General features: G+C 37.1%; 9 protein-coding genes. 6 read left to right on the top strand and 3 right to left on the bottom strand.

Annotated elements, in window-relative coordinates:
* Positions 1-33 precede the first annotated feature (33 nt).
* On the top strand, positions 34-1,374 hold the full coding sequence (locus BGC7_RS08855; RefSeq protein WP_050701225.1) for a DEAD/DEAH box helicase: 1,341 nt from the start codon (positions 34-36) through the stop codon (positions 1,372-1,374).
* Positions 1,375-1,446: 72 nt separating this feature from the next.
* Here the strand turns inward: BGC7_RS08855 and BGC7_RS08860 are convergent, their stop codons facing one another.
* The 3 genes from BGC7_RS08860 to BGC7_RS08870 all read right to left on the bottom strand — a co-directional run bounded on the left by BGC7_RS08860 (position 1,447) and on the right by BGC7_RS08870 (position 8,427).
* Entirely contained in the window at positions 1,447-1,764 is a 318-nt protein-coding gene (locus tag BGC7_RS08860; protein ID WP_050701226.1) for a DUF493 domain-containing protein, read from the bottom strand.
* A 137-nt stretch (positions 1,765-1,901) separates the two neighbouring features.
* Entirely contained in the window at positions 1,902-7,625 is a 5,724-nt protein-coding gene (locus tag BGC7_RS08865) for a DUF8202 domain-containing protein (protein WP_050701227.1), read from the bottom strand.
* 151 nt (positions 7,626-7,776) lie between these two features.
* Positions 7,777-8,427 (bottom strand): hypothetical protein, encoded by a 651-nt coding sequence (locus tag BGC7_RS08870; protein WP_050701228.1) that lies wholly within the window; start codon positions 8,425-8,427, stop codon positions 7,777-7,779.
* A gap of 1,042 nt (positions 8,428-9,469) precedes the next feature.
* Between BGC7_RS08870 and BGC7_RS08875 the strand changes: the two genes are divergently transcribed.
* The 5 genes from BGC7_RS08875 to BGC7_RS08895 all read left to right on the top strand — a co-directional run bounded on the left by BGC7_RS08875 (position 9,470) and on the right by BGC7_RS08895 (position 19,866).
* Complete coding sequence (locus tag BGC7_RS08875; protein ID WP_242034330.1) at positions 9,470-10,405, top strand: glycosyltransferase family 4 protein; 936 nt, start codon at positions 9,470-9,472, stop codon at positions 10,403-10,405.
* Positions 10,406-10,726: 321 nt separating this feature from the next.
* Positions 10,727-12,808 (top strand): heparin-sulfate lyase HepC, encoded by a 2,082-nt coding sequence (gene hepC / locus BGC7_RS08880; RefSeq protein WP_050701230.1) that lies wholly within the window; start codon positions 10,727-10,729, stop codon positions 12,806-12,808.
* Positions 12,809-12,834: 26 nt separating this feature from the next.
* Positions 12,835-14,991 carry a surface glycan-binding family protein gene (locus tag BGC7_RS08885; RefSeq protein ID WP_050701231.1) on the top strand — a complete coding sequence of 719 codons (2,157 nt, stop codon included), beginning with the start codon at positions 12,835-12,837 and terminating at the stop codon, positions 14,989-14,991.
* Between the two features lie 14 nt (positions 14,992-15,005).
* Positions 15,006-18,152, top strand: a complete 3,147-nt coding sequence (locus tag BGC7_RS08890) for a SusC/RagA family TonB-linked outer membrane protein (RefSeq protein WP_242034329.1) — start codon at positions 15,006-15,008, stop codon at positions 18,150-18,152.
* A gap of 16 nt (positions 18,153-18,168) precedes the next feature.
* Entirely contained in the window at positions 18,169-19,866 is a 1,698-nt protein-coding gene (locus BGC7_RS08895) for a RagB/SusD family nutrient uptake outer membrane protein (RefSeq protein ID WP_050701232.1), read from the top strand.
* Positions 19,867-19,870 lie beyond the last annotated feature (4 nt).

Raw genomic sequence — 19,870 nt, forward strand, 5'->3', positions numbered from 1 at the left:
AAACCGTGAGCTATAATGTCTTACCTTTGCAAAATGAGAACAGAAAGCCAACAAACAAAAATATTATCGAATCTTGCTATTGATAGCCTGAATGAGATGCAAATAGCGGCTCAGGATGCTATAACAAAAGAACAAAATGTATTATTATTATCTCCGACAGGTTCAGGGAAGACACTTGCTTTTCTTCTTCCTATTCTTCAACTATTGGATAATAATATAACAAAAGTGCAATGTCTGATAGTTGTGCCATCGAGAGAACTCGCTCTTCAGATAGAGCAGGTTTGGAAAAAGATGGGAACCGGATTCAAAGTAAATGTTTGCTATGGCGGGCATGCTATTGAGACCGAACTTAAAAATTTAAGTAATCCTCCTGCTTTGCTTATCGGAACGCCCGGACGACTGACCGATCATCTGGAGAGGAAATCATTTGATACAAGTGCCATTAAAACATTGGTGTTAGATGAATTTGATAAATCCTTACAGTTGGGCTTCCAGGATGAAATGAATACTATCATCGGTCAATTACCAAACTTGCAGAAAAGAGTTCTGCTTTCGGCTACGTCCGATGTAGAAATACCTGATTTTGTGAAATTGAAATCGCCGGTGACGCTTGATTATATCGAAGAAGAAAGAAATGACACTCTTGCTGTTAAGCTCGTTTTATCTCCCGAAAAAGATAAAATTGAATCTTTATTTTTTCTTATATGCTCTTTAAATTCTGAACCGGCTCTTATTTTCTGTAATCACAGAGAGGTTACTGAAAGAATCAGTGATTTGCTGAATAAGAAAGGAATACAAACAGGCTACTATCATGGAGGCATGGATCAGGATGACAGAGAAAGGGTTCTTGTTCAGTTTAGAAATGGTAGTTTAAACTATTTAGTAACAACAGATTTGGCGGCAAGAGGTTTGGATATTCCTGAAATGAATCATGTGATACATTATCATCTTCCTGCTAAAGAGAGTGAATTTACTCATCGTAATGGGCGTACCGCCCGTATGCATGCTTCAGGAACAGCGTATATTATACAATTCAAAGAAGAAAAAGCACCGGATTACATTACAGATGGTTTAGATATTTTACGGGTTCCAATAGGAAAGCCATTACCCAATCGTCCCGAATATCAGACAATATATGTAAGCGGAGGTAAGAAAAATAAATTGAATAAGAGTGATATTGTTGGTTTCTTTTTGCAAAAAGGAAAACTCGATAAATTTGATTTAGGGCTAATCGAAGTCAAGGATTTTATCTCTTTTGTGGCTGTTCGCTCATCTGTTGTGAAAAACCTTCTCGGTAATATAAAAGATGAAAAGATGAAGGGTAAAAAGTATAAGATAGAGTTAGCAAGAAATGTAATAAAAAGAGTTGATTGATGATGATACAATCAACCCCTTTATTTAATTTCTATAATTATTAGAAAAGATACAATTTTCTACAATAGTACCTTATAGCATTACAATTCCTTCGATAGCTGCTGCTTGCCGATAGTAGATTACAATATCATCAGCATCATTTACCGGAACTTTTACTGTTACGCTCGTATATTTTCCATTCTTGCTGTCGCGGCTGGAAATACTTGGATTTGCACTGCTAAATATAGAATGTAATTTAGCAATTATACTCTGTTCTGCCGGAACAATATATTTAAACATATAGTCTGAAGGAAACGAATGTGTTTCTTCCAGTCTTTGCTTAAATCTCAGATAGAAATCATCAGTATGCTGATTCCTATCGTTTTCTAATACTTTAATTTTATCATTCATACCCGTTCTAAAACAAAGACCATACCAATAAGATAAATATGCCAAACCGACAGATATCTTAATATTTTTATGGTGGTGAAAATATAAAAGGAGATGCCAAAAAGCACCTCCTTTTACTTAAAAGTATATTTCTTAACTTATCTTATTCGGTTCTGCAACATTCGGTTTGTTATAATACAGTCTTTAGATCGACAGAATGGTAATATAATATCTCCGTTAGCATTGATAAGAGATGATGATATACAGAAGTCATTCATATCCGTATCGAATGTGTATCCGATGGTTAAATCAACTATAGCTTGCTCTTCCGGGTCGAAAGGAGGTGTTAGAATATTTCCATCCCAGTCTATAGCATTTCCATTTTCATCTGTTTCTCCAATCAGCCCGCTTTTTAGAGGGGCTTTTATCTTGAAGCTTATCGTAGACTCGCTTCCTCCCGGTAACGTAAACCCTTCTATATAGAATAATCCCGGTAACCTTGTGCCTCCATCTGTTTCGAAACTAGGATTGTTACCAATTCCCGATATACTTGAAGAAAGGCTGTTGTTTATATATTCAAATTCTTCGTTATAGTCGATATCCAATATCATATCCGTTACGTTATCCGGATTCGGATTATTGACTTTTAAAGTAACAAGAATTTCATTTGATGGCCCATAACAATCGCTACTCTTCTCTATTTTAATCGTTACTGCTTTCAGTCTTGCTCCTCCATCTTTTACATAAGTCAAAGATTTAAATCCGTCACCTCTATAAAAGTCGGCACTAGGTAAAGGATCTATCTCAACAGGTATATTGTTTTGTATAATTGAAGTCCTTAACCATGCCTGATTTTCATACGACTTATCGACAATTATTTCATCATCAATGAATTTAGCCTGAGCAGTAAATATAAATGGTTCGGAACTTCCGGGTACAGTCATATTGTCAATCTGAAGAATTCTTTTATCTCCGGCTACGAGATAGTCTGAGACTGTCAAACTAAAGTTAGCATCTCCTTTGGCTATATCTGAGAGGGCAACGAGTTCCGGATCCCAATATAAATACTCTGGTAGTGTATCTGAGATTGCTACTCCTTTTCGGTCACAGTTTGCACTATATATGCGAAATACATAATCTACAACAGGAGCTGGTCCGCAGTACACAACCGTGTCTGTAGCTTGTTTGGAGAATGCTATTCCTGCTTCATTGTAGGGAGGAATAGGAGCGGGACATGAAAACTCAAAAGGACTGATACCTATGGTCTGAGATCCTGTTGTAGCTCCAATGGCTTTCTCTTTTATAACTATTTTTTCTACAGGAAAATCGAATGCTACATTCAGCTTACCTCTGTTGTTAGTATAAGAAGAAGTAGGTGTTCTTTTTGCCTGAGCTACATTGCCTGAAATTGAGAATGAACTTCTGTTGGATGCTTCTGTCAATTTTGGCATTACTACTCCTGATTCACATAACCCATAAACCTCAATTTGTTTGTATCTGCGTCCTTCTCTGTCTAGATTGAAAATCTGGAATTTAGAAGCTGCTGCAACATTCGGAGTTATTTCTGTAATTTGTTCTGCCAAAGCATCTCTTCTTCGTGACAATCGCAAAGAATACTGAGATGAATTTCTTGGATATCTGCTATACCATGTAATAGAAGGGTTTACATCTGTTTTTACATTTACAGTAAAATTAGTATTATTACCACTTCCGTCATCTCCAAGATCAAATAGTTTTTCTTTCATACCACGAGGATTCCATGTCTGTGTGGTAAATGATATTTTTTTAGTTCCTTCAAAATCGCATGCTTCACAAGCTCCCGGAAGGGCTTTTACTCCCAAAGAAAAGTAAGTGAACTCTGACGAGAATGTGAAATTTATAGATTGCTGTTGTTCATCTTTTAGATATGATGATGGAATTGCTAAGTCCCAGTTGTTGCTTGTCAGTTTGCTTGGATCATCGGCTACTAATAATATTATCTGATATCCCGGAGATACATAATATCCAAAATCACCTTGTCGAATACGAATAGATACATCTACTTTGTCCAGATTGTTGGTCTTTTTGACCATCCATATCTTGTCTGTTTTTGAATCGACAGAGCCACATAGAACTTCTTTTTCGGCATCAGTGAAACTATATATATTATTGTTTCCGTTATTTCCCCATATTAATGCACTCAGGTCTTCCGGTAATAGAGATTTATCTCCCTGTCCTGTAGTACCTTCTTTGTGATTGCGTAGCATCATAGTTATAATAGTTCCTTCGTCTGTAGAACGAGCGACATTGTTATATAGATCTGAAGTTTCATCATTAACCAATGCTGCTACATTATTGTGATAACTACTATATGGGGCTATATTTCCATTCCAAAGAGAGGAGCCATCAGAGAATTTATAATTATATACAGTAGGCATTCTAAGGGTTACTGCATACTTCAATGCCAGATAAGAATAAATTTTATCCTTTTCTGTGTCTGTCAATACTTTCTCGTAGAAAATGGATTGTGCCATAACTCCCTGCATTTGGTAACTAGCACCGGAACCTCCTCCTAATACTCCTACTCCGGACATTCTAGAACCATTACCTATTGCATTGTCTACGAGGGTCTCGCTAAGACCGTTAGATTCGAAGCGAATTTGTTTTGTTGTTCGATTTACAGCCTGAATATTAATGGAAGTGGCACCGGGTTTGAACAAAGGTAACGCTCCCTGAACAGAGCCGGCTCCTCCGGTTTCCCATAAGCGTCCACGTACACCATTGTCATATCCTCTCATGCCAAATACCGGACGACGTGCCGAACTGCCTGATATCTTGGAGCCAAAGGACATGAAATAAGACCTGTTGGCTTTGATAAAGTCATTGAATATAACGTGAAATACAGTATAACCCATAGGTGAGTTAACAGATGCAGGCCCTTTGTTTGTTGACAAATATTCTCCTTGTACACGGTAATCTACCGCAGGATAGAAGTTTGTATGTACAGAAGCCGTGTCATATCCTGGTATCTTATTTTCTGTATTTACCGCCTGAAATGAATATTGAGTATTACTAATCTGGCTTTTATCTTTCCATGCAGCTACATTTCCATTATTGATATTTATAAAATCCTTATCTCCCGCATCAAGCCACATTCTCAATCCGTCAATAACTCCTCCCGGCCCTTTTGCAAAATAGGCAAAACTTATATACTGTCCATCTTTGAGAGTTAGCTGAATATTGCCTTCTTTGGGGTCTATTTTATAGATTCTTGTATTTGTCGGTTGAAAGGTCGGGTCATTATCAGAGATCAATACATATTTTCCGGGTGCATTTATGTTTAGGGTAAAAGTTGATGTATTTGTTAATTGCACTTTCCATACATTTTTATCTCTAAAATTGACATCTTCATCTAGGGTTCCTTCTAAAAATATAGGATTGTCCTCGGCTTTATAACGATAATCTGTTAATCCACTTAAGCCATTCGACCCGAACATGATATATGTATCGTCTGAGATTGTACCAGTATTATCAATATTTAATTCAGTCAGATTATCTCCTACATAGGCTGTAAATACAGGTGAGCTGCTACTTGTAGATTGCTTTACGTAGAGAGCCGATGGGTTGTCCCGTCCCAGACCAAATATGTGGTTTTTGTAACCATCGTTCTTACTATCTGTACCATTCCATACCTTTATTCCTTTCGATGTTATATAGTCTTGTCCATCTAAAGAAATACCATATTTTACTGCCAGATATGTATGTATTTTTTGGATATCTTCACTTTGCATAGTTGCCCCTTGAGCTCCACTATATACTATAATCTCTTGCACATGCCCAAAAAATGGACTGTCGGAATAAGTTGTAGATCTTGAATTACCTATTACTGCCGGAAATGAGCCGTTGGTCATAGCTCGGGCGGCAATAGTATTCTTAATCCCATTCATATATTGCTCCTGCATTACAGATGTATTGTTGGGTCTGATAATAGAGCCAATTGCAGCTTTCATTCCTTCTGCGGAGTGCTTTGTATAAGTTGTCGCAGTCGAAGTCTCCATTGCTACTACCGGAGAGTTTCCTGTAGCACGTGTAAGATTCCATCCATGGTTATTCGATCCGGCTGCATTTCCATTAAGAGTAAAGACTACACCTCTAAGGTCTGTACCATTACTTGGTAAGCTGTTACTGCCTGCCCCAGCTATTTCGGGATCAACCTCCGAAACCCAAAATGTATAATAAGATTTAGATGCGTCTACAGTAAAATTACTTTCGGATATCAGCTTTCTTTGTCTGTCTGCTGTTACCAGATCGGGCTCATCATCACTGGTGCTTGTGGATGATAAATCCTGATAGAAATCTACAGCAGGATTGAAATTCAGACCTTCGTAGCTTATCTTAGGAACAGAAACTGTTCCGCTCTGTATAAAGTTTCGATCATTGCCCGATAAGTCTGTCCAACTGGTTATATTATTCTCATTAGCGGGTAAGCTAGCGGATTTTCCATTTAAGAAATCAGAAGAAAGCCATAATTCCAGATTAGATTTAAATCCACCCGGAACACCTTCAAAAAAGGCGAAACTAATATATTCTCCATTGTTGACCTCGATAGACGCAATATGTGTGGTTGGATCTACAGTGTAAATCCTTGTATTTGAAGGAGAAAAATTAGTATCTCCGCAAACCAATACGTACATCGCATCTACTACTAATTTTACATTAGTGAAATTTGTTCTCGAAACTCCTGTCTGAGCCTTGTAGGTCAATCCTTTTCTTTGATTTATCTCTTTGTCTAGTAGGTTTCCCGGAAGGTCCCCCCCTAGGAATGGTTCTCCCGGCTCATATTTATAAGGAATAAACTGCTTACTTAAATTAGATCCTAGAAGCAGAAAATCTTTATCATTTAATAAATTGCTTGTGTTATTTGCATTCAAGTTAGCCAATTGATCTCCCACAAACATTATAAGTTGACTATTATCGGCACTCACCGATTGCTTTTGGTACAACCCTGTAGCATCATCTCTCCCGATGCCTAAAATGTCATTGTTAAATGATGGAGTTACAGTTTTGTTCCATATAATATTTCCGTCAGAACTGGTATAATTGAATGTGCTGCCAATGGTTATTCCGTATTTTATGGCCAAGTATGATTGAACCTTGTTTAACTCTGTGAGATCAATAGCAGAGTTTCCTGAAGCAGAAAGAACTATTATTTCCTGCACTTCACCAAAGAAAGGCTCTGTAGATGTTAGAGTAGAATTACCTATTACAGCCTGAGCATTTCCTTGTGCTCCCAAATAGTTTGCTGCTATTGCTGTCGTTCTGGCTATACCATCGTGATATTGTGCTTGTGTTCTTGTGGCGGCAGCACCTCCATTTTGCCTGTAAGAGATCCCTAAGCCGTAATTTTTACCAATACCTTGATGAACATAGTTTGTTGTTCTGGTTTCGTGCCAGATCTGATTTGTTCCGCTCCACCCCTGATTGTCTCCTGTGCTTTGATTGAAAGAGAAAACTGTAGAATAGCCCGAGCTGCCTGTGGCTAATTTGCTGATCCAGAATGTGTAATATGCTTTTCCATCCGCTCTGCTTGCCGGAAAATTTGATTCGGAAATCAATTTTCTAGATTCGTTTCTTCGAGCAGATTCTGTTGAACTATAAAATTCAATAGATGGATAATAGTTCATACCTCCGTATTTGAATCGAGGCAGAGTGTTGTAATCGGCATTAGTCTGAGCATTTTGTTTAAAATTCCTTCCGTTAGAAGATCTGTCGAGCCAAGTAGCAATATCTGCTCCATTAGCAGGCAGGGCGGAACCTTGTACTTTGTCGGCTGATAACCATAACTCGACATTAAGGTTTGTACCTCCTGGTGTTTGTGCTTTTAATTTAGAATTGGAAAACATCAAAAAAGATATTATGACCAAATAATAAAGTATAAAGCTTTTGTTATATATCTTCATTGCTTTGTTATTAAAGTTGTACTACTGATTATTCTAAGACAAATAATCTTCTTGTATTTTGTTAATCTGTAATATAAGTATTCTGCTTATTTCCTTATCTTAATACAAATACAACATTGATATATGAGCAGTCTGTAGCAGCACCTATTACTTTATATTTCATAACACCAGTATTCGAAATTTCATCTATTTCGAATACATCTTTTGAGTAGTAGGTTATATAATAATATAAATCTGCGGCTTGTGGTATATAAGGAACTATCGAAGGAGCCTGATTGCTTGCTTTAAAGGTAGTGGGATCTTCTCCGGTAAACTGAGCTTTATATCTTTCGTACAGATTAATATATTCCCAATCTGTGGAAACAGATCCTGTAGGAATAGAAACAGATGGCATGTAAAACCAATTGGTATATCCCATATAGAGACGTTCCCATTTGGTACCATCATTATAATATAATCCGGGAGAAACACGAATGTTCATGTCAATCAAAGGATCATAAGCTGTTGTTGCAGTATTGTATACAATCATACCTTCTACATGATTTATCATTGGATCAGGTTTGTCTGTAGATACCAAAGCTACACGAGGAAATAAGAGGCCTTTTCTAGATGAACCGTTGGCCTCTTCTTTAAGATCAAGAAGCGCATCGCTATGGGGGCTATTGCTTGAGCCAATAGTGACTTGGGCCTCTGATTTAGCTGCGAAAATAGCAGCAAATAGAAATAATAGAATTAATTTTCTCATTGTAATTAAAGTTTAGTTTGTAGTAGTCTTATTTTTTATGGTTAAAAACAATGTCTCAAATATTTATTTACTAATTTCACAATTGGTAAATAAAAAATGAACCAAAAAAGACAAATAGTAAAGACAATAAATTTGTTTGTATTCATACTTTTTGAGACATTGTTTTAAAAATTAATTATGTACGCCTATAGGTATAGTGTGTACCATATCTAACATTAAATAAGTTGTAAGAATTATTGAAATTTAAGTGAATAATATTTGCAATTGTTTTGAGGGCATTTTTTGCAAATATTAAATATTCGATCTCCTTTAAGAATATTTGGTATATTGAAATATTGGAAAAGAGAAAAAAAATGCTATGCTCTCTCTCTCTCTCTCTCTCTCTCTCTCTCTCTCTCTCTCTCTCTCTAAGAAAATAGAGATAACTCCCAAATTATTAGAATGAAAAATATACTCAAAAAATGTAGTTTTTTGCTTAAGATTCATATTACACCTCCCAATATTATCGCTTTGTCTTGCTTCGTTCTGTTCTGCAAATGTAACAACTATATTCTATAATTAAAAAAATAAATGAAATTTAACTTAAAAACAGGAAGATTCTGATTTTAAATTCTTTAATTTAAAATTAAGCTGTAAAATAATAATGTACCTATTGGCTGGAGTTTTGGTTTTAATACAAGCTTATTTATAAATGAGAGATTCTGCATAAGGTCTATTATTGAAACCATATTTTACTAAAAGTATACAGAGTAAATCTTTCTCTGATTATCGCAACTAACAAATATATAGGGGCAGCTTAGAACAGTTGATAAAAGCCTTCCTACACTTGTTCTTTTTCGATCTACTATATATCTTTGTTCTCTAATAGCATTCTTTTATAGATATAATAATGCAGACTAGCGAAAGAATCAGAATAAATTTTATACTCCCTTTCAAGCCTCGGAGACCCGCCGGAGGCTTTAGGGTTATGTATGAATATGCAAATCGCTTATCGCAAAAAGGGTACGAGGTTCATCTGACTTTTCCGTTAAAAACTCCTTATATGAAATATCGTCTGCCATATCTGATAAGATCTCTGCTAGCCAAAATAGAAGGGTTTTCCAGGGATAAATGGTTCGACTTTTTGGCTGCTATTACTATGTCATATGTTCCTCAGATTAAGGACAAATATGTACAAGATGCAGATGTCGTAATTGCTACATGGTGGTCTACTGTTCTGGAAATGGGGAAGCTAAGTAGTAGCAAAGGGAATAAAATCAATCTGATACAGGGATTTGAAAACTGGGAAGGTCATGAAGATCTACTATATGCCTCATATAACATGAAAGATACAGTAGATATTGTTGTAGCATCTTATCTCTCAAAAATAGTTGTTCAGCACACAAGTAATCATATTGAGATGATTGAAAGTGGAATAGATAACTCAGTATATAAAGTAAAAAACAATATTGAAGATAGAAATCCCTACACAGTGGCTATGATGTATTCTATTCAGGAGATAAAAGGATCGAAATATGGATTGAAGGCACTAGAATTAGTCCGAGAACAAATTCCCCAGTTAGAGGTAGAGTTTTTTGGAATTTCGCCATGTCCTGAAGATCTTCCTTATTGGATCAAATATTATCGGGATCCAGAAAAACTGAACGATTTATATAACCGTAACGCAATCTTTATATCCAATAGTTTCACCGAGGGCTTTGGGCTGGTTTCTGTCGAATCTATGTTTTGTGGATGTGCACTAGTTTGTACAGATATAGAAGGGCATAAAGAATATGCTTTTGAAGGAGAGACAGCTTTGCTTGTAGAAGTTCGGAATTCGCAGCAAATGGCCAATAGTATTTTGAGGCTGATAAATGATAATTTGTATCGTATAAAATTAGCTTCTAATGGGAATAAATATGTACAGCGGTTCAAATGGGACAATGCTGTGGAGAAAATGGAGAAAGTTATAAAGCAAACTTTGGAAGGTACTATTTAGTCTTTAGTTATATTCCAGTTTGTTATCCTATCCCTTAACAGGACTTGTTATATATTATAGTTTCATATCTTCAGATATTTACTTCTGCCAAATTTATTTAGATTGTCATATACTTTACATATCAGCATGCTAAAGTCTTTAGTCTATGTTGTTTAAATTAGACATAATAGACTTCATTGTATAAAAGTGATATTATATTAAATAAAATTGATAGTTGATACGCAAATTCAATATAAGTCTGGATGAATTTGAGCTTCCTCTTGTGTTAAAGATAATACTTTTGATCTTACAAAGTTGTTCTTTAATCTAATTGTAAAAAACATGAAACATTTCTTTTGTATTTTATCCGTCTTTTTTTTATTCGTTAGTTGTTCAGACGACCCTTCGGATATTATAGACCCTACCGGAAGCGGAGGGACTGGTCCGACAAAGCCGAATAGTGTTATAAATGAGAAACTTTTTGAAGCAATCAATTTAGACTATCCGGGCTTAGAAAGGGTAAAAGAACAATATGAAGCAGGGCTGCATTACGATGCAGCAAAAACATTATTGGATTATTACAAACTTCGTACAGACGTAGTTAATCCTAATATCTCTCTTATTAATATTGTGGCTACCGCAGACGACAAGTCGAAAGCTGATTATGCGTTAGACAATAATCGCTTCTTTGTGAATAACTATTATGAAGATGCCGCAACAAAAAAACCTTACTCCTTGACAAAAGATGGAAAGATCGACTGGTCTTTCAAACCATCGGGAGCTGATGATGAATATCAAAAACAGCTTCATAGACACCAATGGCTAGTTTCTCAGGCAAAGGTATATAGAATCACCAACGATGAGAAATATATTAAATCTTGGATTGCTACTTACAAAGACTGGTGGGAAAATAATCCTATGCCCGAGTCGGGAACAAATAATACAACATGGTGGCAACTACAAGTGGCGGAGCGTATTCTGGGACAAGTTCAATTGTTTGATTATTATAAGAACTCGGTAAATTTTACACCGGAATGGTTCTCTGACTTTATGAGCCACTTTGCCGATCATGCAGACTTTTTAGTTAAATATCCATATACAGGAGGAAACATTCTTGTATCTCAGGCTAATGCTCTGGCTTTTGCCGGAGTGTTATTTCCGGAGTTTAAGAATGCCAAAGAATGGATGAATACAGGTTATCAGACTCTAGCTCAGGAAGTAAATAGTCAGTTCTTGAATGATGGTATGCATTACGAATTAGATCTGAGCTACCATATAAGTGCAATTGCAGACTATTATGAGACAATGAAACTGGCAGACGCAAACAGTTCTTTAACTGCTAATTTACCTACCGACTTTAGTTCTTCTCTACGCAAAGCTGCGGAAATTGTGATGCACTTTACTTTCCCGAACTTCTTCGATTCTAAATCCGGAGGTTACTGTGTTCCCGGTTTTAATGATACCAGACAGTCTTCGTGGACGCGATCTGTTCTTAGTCGCAATTTCGGGCGATATAATGAAATGTTTCCGGATAGTAAGGAGCTATTGTATATGGCTACACAAGGCAAGCAGGGAACACGCCCCGAAATATCTGTTAAAGCATTCTCTACATCAGGTTATTATGCTCTGAGAAACGGATGGGATAAAACATCGACAATGATGATGCTTAGTAATAATTATACAGATGAACCAATAAAGATATGGAGTCATAAGCAACCGGATAATGGAACATTCGAACTGTATCATAACGGAAGGAATTTCTTTCCTGATACCGGAGTCTTCTCTTATTATACACAAGGTGGAGACAATACCAATAGAGACTGGTATCGCCAAACAAAGGTACATAATACAATGACTCTGGATTCTAAGAATATAACGAACGCATATGGTAAGACTCTTAAAGTAACGACAGGGGGTAATACGGATGTTGTTGTGACCGAAAATCAAGGATATAGCAATCTCAGACACAGACGCTATGTATTCTTTGTCGATAAATCATTTTTTGTATTAGTAGATGAGGGGATAGGTACTGCAAACGGTATGGTAAACCTCAATTACAACTTATGTGAAGGTAGTAATAATGAAGTTGTTGTGGATGACTCTCAAAACGGGGCTTCTACAGCTTTCCCTGATGGAAATAATATAATTGTGCGCACATTCGGAAATGGTGCATTATCTACAATACCATTTAGCGGCAAAGTGTCTTATACTCCAGGTGTAGAATCTGCACGAAAATCTTATTCTGTGAATATGACAAAGGCTACAGGGCAGACTGCCAGATATATAACTGTGATCTATCCTGCCGCAGATGCAGCTTCTGTTCAGGTTAGCGCTGCTTTCAAGAAACAGGAATTTCAAGAAAACAGTATAGCTGCAGAGGTTGTTATCAATGGAAAGAAATATGAATTAAACTGTGATTTATAACATCTTATATTAAATATTTGTGTAATATGAACCAAATTAACATCAAATCAAAATTATTGTTTCTTTTGTCAATAGTATTACTGTCATTGCTGTCATTCACGGCTTGCGAAGACACTGAGACTACTGACGAAACAAACTTTGCAATTTATTATACAGGTATGACGGATATTGGACCGTCAATGACCGGTGTAGTTAGCTCCCCTTCATATATAGGAGGAAAGCCTTATGGATTCGAAATTGTAGGCACTACTCTCAATGGTGAATCATATTCAGGTAACAGTTTCATTATAGATGAAGAGACCGGAAGTATAACCATTGCTCAAACTACAGGTATACCTGTTGGTCATTACAAACTGTCTGTTAAATGTTTTTCTAACGGGAAAAGATATGAGTTTAAGGATATAGTTGAAGTGAACATGATGAAGCCTGTACCTGATGGTATTTCGGTAGAGCCTAACTTGTTGAAAGCTGATTATGGAGACGTTATTGATCCTGCAAGTGTGGTTGAGTTACCCACTGCACAAGTAGTTACTGATGGTAATCATGTTTCTATCAGAAAATATGAAATTGCAAAGAGTGATTTTTCTAAGTTTTTTGCTATATCTTCTTCCGGTGTGATATCTATTGTTCGTGGAGATGTCAATTTACTTCCGGGGAAGTATATGCTATCCTTAAAGCTTACAACCGGAGCTTCGGGCGAAGATGAAGGTATTTTTGAAAATGCTCTTGAAGTAAATATAACATCGCGTCCTTTAGCTCTTACCTATACACCTGCTACAGGTAAGATTGAAGAAGAATCTGCATTGAGCGGAAGCACAACTTTTACAAGTAATGCTCCGGTTCTTAAAGGTTCGTTAGAAGGTCTTGTATATTCTATAAAGAAGACTACTGCTACCGCAAAAATAGAAATAGATCCTCAGACCGGGGTTTTGTCTGTGAAAGAGAATCATGGCCTTAAGGCAGGACAGAAGTATGTTATTGATGTAAATGTAAAGAATGAATTTTCAGCAGAAGGTGTAGACTTTAATGGTGTTTTCGAGCTCGAAGTTGTTGAATTTATAGAACCAATACAGAATTTTGCTTATTCAAATGTTAATGCTATACAGGCCGTTGCTTTCGAGGTAAATCCCGATGCCGGATTTAAGGGAGATGAAGTCCGTTTCGAATTTGTAGATCTGCCTTCAGCTTTGCAGGGTAATTTATCTATAGACCATGAAGGAAAAATTTCTGCATTGAAGGGAAATAAAATTCCTTTAGGTAGTTATTCGGTAAAAGTAAAAGCTACAAATCCTAAGAGCGATCCTAACCTGCCATCTATAGTAACATTCACTTTGATTGTCGGAGAGAATCCTAATTATTTTACATATGTACGTTATGGAAACAATCTAGGATTGACTCCCGAAACTAATTATGCAAATCAGTTCAGGATTGCTGTAGGAGGTTCTTTATCTAGTGTAAACCCAACTCCTACAACAGACGCAAAAGTAAGCCTCACTTATGAGATTAGATCTATCCATCAGTCTAATGGAACTTTTATTGATCCGTCTACCGGAAAAATAACACTTGCCGGTCTTGCTAAAAAGCAGTGTGCAATAGTAATGGTAACTGCTACAGCAGGAAAGGGAACACCTTCTGAATTCTCTATACAAACTCCTGTGTTCTTTCATTATTCAGATGCTGTTGCATCTCCAAGCAATTCTTCGGAACAAGTAGTTGTAGAATATTCTCCATTTGTGTTTCAGGTAAATTCAAATAAGGGAGGCCGATCTGTCAAACCTGTTATTACAGGGGTAAATGACATGACGAAGTTTACTTTCGACTATCGCCGGACATTTAATTATTATAATTTCTTTGGTACACATGCTGACGGACAGCCTAATGCCGCAGGATCTTTTATGAGGAATCTTTGGAATAGTTATGCGGAGAGTACTGGTACAACGCCAAACTATGGTTCGAGAAATCCTCTTTCATATTATGCTAATCCTGCCCTAATAAACAGCGCGCTTGCTTATGTTGACCCGAATGCTTACGAAGTTGTAGTTAATCCGAATAAATGGATATATGATGGAGAGCCTGCAAACGGAGCTATGGTTGGACAAATAACATTTGAGACTAATGGAAAAGACCCTGCAAGCGGAGGTCAGATGTTTCCTATTGTTTTATGGTTTGATACGAACTTTTAATAAGCGATAAACAAATGATATATAGAATTATAAAAGAAAAGAATTTTCGTAAGGCTGCACTTACTATCCTGACGCTTATTATGTCGGTTGGTTTGTATGCACAACAACTTACGATAAAAGGAAAGGTGATTGACGAAACGGATACACCTCTCATTGGGGCTACTATATCGGTAGTCGGAAAAACAATTGGAGTTTCTGCCGATATGAATGGCGAATTTTCCATAAAAACAACTAAAGGTGAGACTTTGCGCATCAGCTATGTTGGCTATGTGCCTAAAGATATGAAAGTTGCCGGACAGAATTCTGTCGTAGTAAAACTTGAACCGAAAGCATCTTCTCTGGATGAAGTAGTTGTTGTAGGCTATGGATCTATGAAACGTAGCGACCTTACAGGGTCAGTTACATCTATCAGTTCCGAAAATATAGAAGGTTTTAAAACCAGTTCTGTGTTAGGAGCCTTAGGAGGACAGGTTGCCGGAGTTCAGATAACTCAGTTTGATGGAACTCCGGGTTCGGGTTTTAACGTAAATATACGTGGAATTGGTACTCTTACAGGAGATGCCTCTCCTCTATATATTGTTGACGGATTTGAAGTAGCTAGTCTCGATTATTTAGCCAATTCAGATATTGAATCGATAGAGATTCTAAAAGATGCTTCGGCTTCGGCTATATATGGAGCCCGTGCTGCTAATGGTGTTGTATTAGTAACAACTAAATCAGGGAAAGAAGGACGTCCGGTGATAGTTTATAACGGATCGGCTAGCTACAGAAGAATATCTAAGAAATTGGATATGTTGAGTCCTTATGAGTTCGTTAAGTTACAGACAGAAGTAAATAGTAAGTATGCCGATACATATTATAAAGAAGGTGTAGATGACAATGGGCTTCCATATATTTATCAGTCTGCTGAAGATTATATTGGAGTAGGAGGAGTAAACTGGCAAAATGAAACGTTTCGTCCTACATGGTCACAAGATCACAATCTATCTATGTTTGGAGGAACGCAGGACACAAAATACAATCTGTCTATCTCAAGATATACAGAGAATGGTATTTTCAATAATAGTGGTTTCGACAAAACTTCTGCTAAATTTAAATTGAACCAGACTCTAACAAAATCATTGAAATTTGATGTTACAGTCAACTATGCCATGACAAATAGAGAAGGAGTAGGTACAACAGCCGATGCCGGACGCTTCAATATGTTGGCTCAGATACTTAGCGCACGTCCTACAGGAGGACTGAAATTAAGTGATGAGGCTCTTCTTTCTTCTGCTATAGACCCTGAAATGTTGGAAGACGGTTCCAGCTTAGCTCAAGTTAACCCTGTAGTACAGACACAGTCGGTTACAAACAAAAAGAGAGCAGAGCTTTGGTCTGCGAACATGTCCCTAAACTGGGAAATAAGAAAAGGTTTATCTTTTAGAACAGCCGGAACATACAATACGACCAATACTCGCAATGATCTGTTCTACAAAAATGGATCTAAAGAAGCTTATCGTAATGGTCAGAAGCCTTACGGACAAACCCAAATGTTACGTAATGTAAGATGGACTAATTATAATAATCTGACATGGAAACAAAAGATTGGGAAAAAGCATTCTTACGATGTTATGCTGGGACATGAGGTTTCTTACAATGGAACTGAGTCTTTGTTAGGACAAGCGATGGATTTTCCTTTCGACAATCTGGGAAATGATAATCTTGGTATAGGAGCTACTCCTAGTAAAGTGGAAACAGACCTTTTCGATAAAACGATGGTGTCTTTCTTCACTCGTGCTAACTATAATTATGATAACAGGTATCTTTTTACAGCGACTATGCGTGCCGATGCATCCAGTGTGTTTGCAAAGAAGAACAAATGGGGATATTTCCCTTCGTTCTCTGCTGCATGGCGTGTGTCGGAAGAAGCATTTATGAAAGATATAAAGGCTATTTCTAATCTCAAATTCAGATTAGGATGGGGTGTTGTTGGTAATGACCGTATATCCAATTATCTGTCTTTGGACCTTTATGAGATAAGTAAATATGGTATAGGAAGTACTACTAATACAGTTCTTACTCCTAAGCAACTGAGAAATGAGAACCTGAAATGGGAAGGTTCATCTACTATTAATATGGGAATCGACTTGGGCTTCTTCAATAGTAGAGTGAATCTGACTGCGGACGTTTTTATGAAAGATACAAAAGACCTATTATTGGCACAGTCTCTTGCTCATGTTACAGGTTTTTCTTCCCAATGGCAGAATATAGGTAAAATTCGTAATAAAGGTATTGAGTTAGGACTTAATACTAAGAATATCGAAAACAAAAACTTTCAATGGGAGACAAACTTTAATATATCATTTATACGAAATGAACTGAGATCACTTCAATCGGGAGTAGATGCAATGTATAGCCGTTCGGGCTTCGATGGTAATTTTACTGAAAATGATTATATAGCTATGGTCGGTTCTTCTCTGGGGCTTATTTACGGTTACGAATTTGATGGAATTTATCAATCTTCAGACTTTAATACTACCCCTGATGGACGTTTAGTTCTTAAAGATGGAGTAACAGACAATCGTCGTCTTACAGGATTAGCACCGGGTATGGTTAAGTATAAAGATCAGGACGGAGATGGTATAATAACCACTAATGACCGTACTGCGATTGGTAATGCTATTCCTAAATGGTACGGAGGTATAACAAATACATTTGCCTATAAAGGAATAGACCTGAATATTATGTTCCAGTTCAATTATGGAAATGATATATATAATGCCACAAGACTATATGCTACACAAACTCGTAGAGGACGTACAAATATGTTGGCTGAGGTTGCAGACCGTTGGACTCCAACTAATGCGTCCAATAAAGTTCCTTCTACTAATGGGTATGTAACCAATGACGTATATTCTCGCTTTGTAGAGAACGGTTCGTTCATTCGATTGAAAAATGTTACACTTGGTTATACTTTCCCAGCTAAGTGGACTAAAAAGGCATATATCTCCAAACTACGTGCATATGCATCAGGACAAAATCTCTTTGTAATATCAGGCTATAGCGGATACGATCCGGAGGTAAGTACTGCCGGAAACAATCCGATGACACCGGGGCTCGATTGGGGTGCTTATCCTAAGAGTAGAATATTCACTTTCGGTTTAGAAGTTCAATTTTAAATAAACGACTTACAAGATGAAAAAAATAATTTATTATATACTCATTCCGGCAATGTTGATACTTAGCAGTATGGCATGTTCCGACTTTCTGGATGAAGAATCGAATACGGAGGTAGACAAAGACAAATATATGGTTAATGCCGCTGAGGCGGAGATAGTTTTGTTGGGAGTCTATCGGAATATGGTGACTGATGCCATGTATGGATATCATATGTCTATATTGTTTACAATGGGTACAGATATATCTCAGGTAGAAGGAAGTACAAATGAAAACTTTCGTATAATTCCTACTAACTCGTTTTCGGCAAATCAGGCTGAAGTGCAGAATACATGGGCAATGCTCTATAACTCTATCTATAATGCAAATGACTTCTTGGAAACAATTCAGCGCAAGATGGTAAATTATTCTGATGCGGATAAGGAGCTTGCCAATATCTACATTGCAGAGGCCAGAGGATTGCGTGCATTATATTATTTCGAACTTGTTCGCAGATACGGAAATATTGCTCTGATGACTAACACGGCTATGTCTAATCAACATCCGTCTACGTTTGTGCAAGAGAATCCTGCTAAAGTATATGAGTTTATCGAAGCAGATCTGCTTGCTGCTGCTAATGGACTGCCTTATGCATCAGATGACTCATCTCGGAAGAGTGGTGATTTTCGTCTCTCTAAGGGCTCTGCTCTGGGTCTGTTGGCAAAGGTGTATGCAACATGGGCAGGATACCCTGTTAAAGATGATAGTAAATGGGAAAAGGCTGCTAAAACAGCACAAATACTAATAGAGTCAGGCAAACATGGCTTACTGGACAATTATGAGGATTTATGGAAAAACTCAGGTGCAGGCTTATGGAATCCAAAAGAAAGTCTTATTGAGGTTTCGTTCTACTCTCCTACTACTACAGGAGCGGCTGCCGATCCTGTAGGAAGAATAGGTAAATGGAATGGAGTAAAAGCTACAGCGATTGCCGGTCAGCGTGGAGCCAATGCCGGAAATGTAAAAGTAGTACACACTTTTGTTCTTGATTGGCGTAATTATCCTCAAGACCTTCGTAGGGATATTTCCGTAGCAAATTACCGATACAACCCGGATAAGGTACTTTGGGTGAGAGGAGCCAGCGACACAGAAGCTGTTGCAGAAGCTAATGATACAGATCCTGTGAAAAAGCAAAAAGAAAAACAAAATTATACTCCCGGAAAATGGGATACAGAAAAATATGTACCTCAGAGCAATAAGCTTGTAAATAATGATAAATCCAATGTGAATTGGTATGTTCTTCGTTACTCTGATGTATTATTAATATATGCTGAAGCCCTGAATGAATGGAAAAAAGGACCTACTACAGATGCTTATACAGCTATAAACATGGTGCGTCGCCGTGGTTATGGATTACCTGTTGGTACAGCTAGCAGTTTATCCGATTTGCCAAGTGGGTTGTCGGAAAGTGATTTCCGTAATGCTGTGCATAAAGAACGTGCTTTTGAACTTGCTTTCGAAGGACATAGAAGGCTAGACCTTATCCGTTGGGGTGTTTATTATGAAACAGTAAAATCAACAGCAGTAGAACTAGCTACATGGTGGGAATCTGCCGATTCTCCTAACTATGCTGTCGCAACTCCGGGCTATACAACAAAAGGAAAACATGAATTGTATCCGATACCACAACGAGATATGGACTTGATGACAAAGTTTAAACAAAATCCACTTTGGTAATAAT

Origin of the sequence: Dysgonomonas sp. BGC7 (assembly GCF_001261735.1) — a bacterium.
In the GTDB taxonomy this organism is placed as follows: Bacteria; Bacteroidota; Bacteroidia; order Bacteroidales; family Dysgonomonadaceae; genus Dysgonomonas.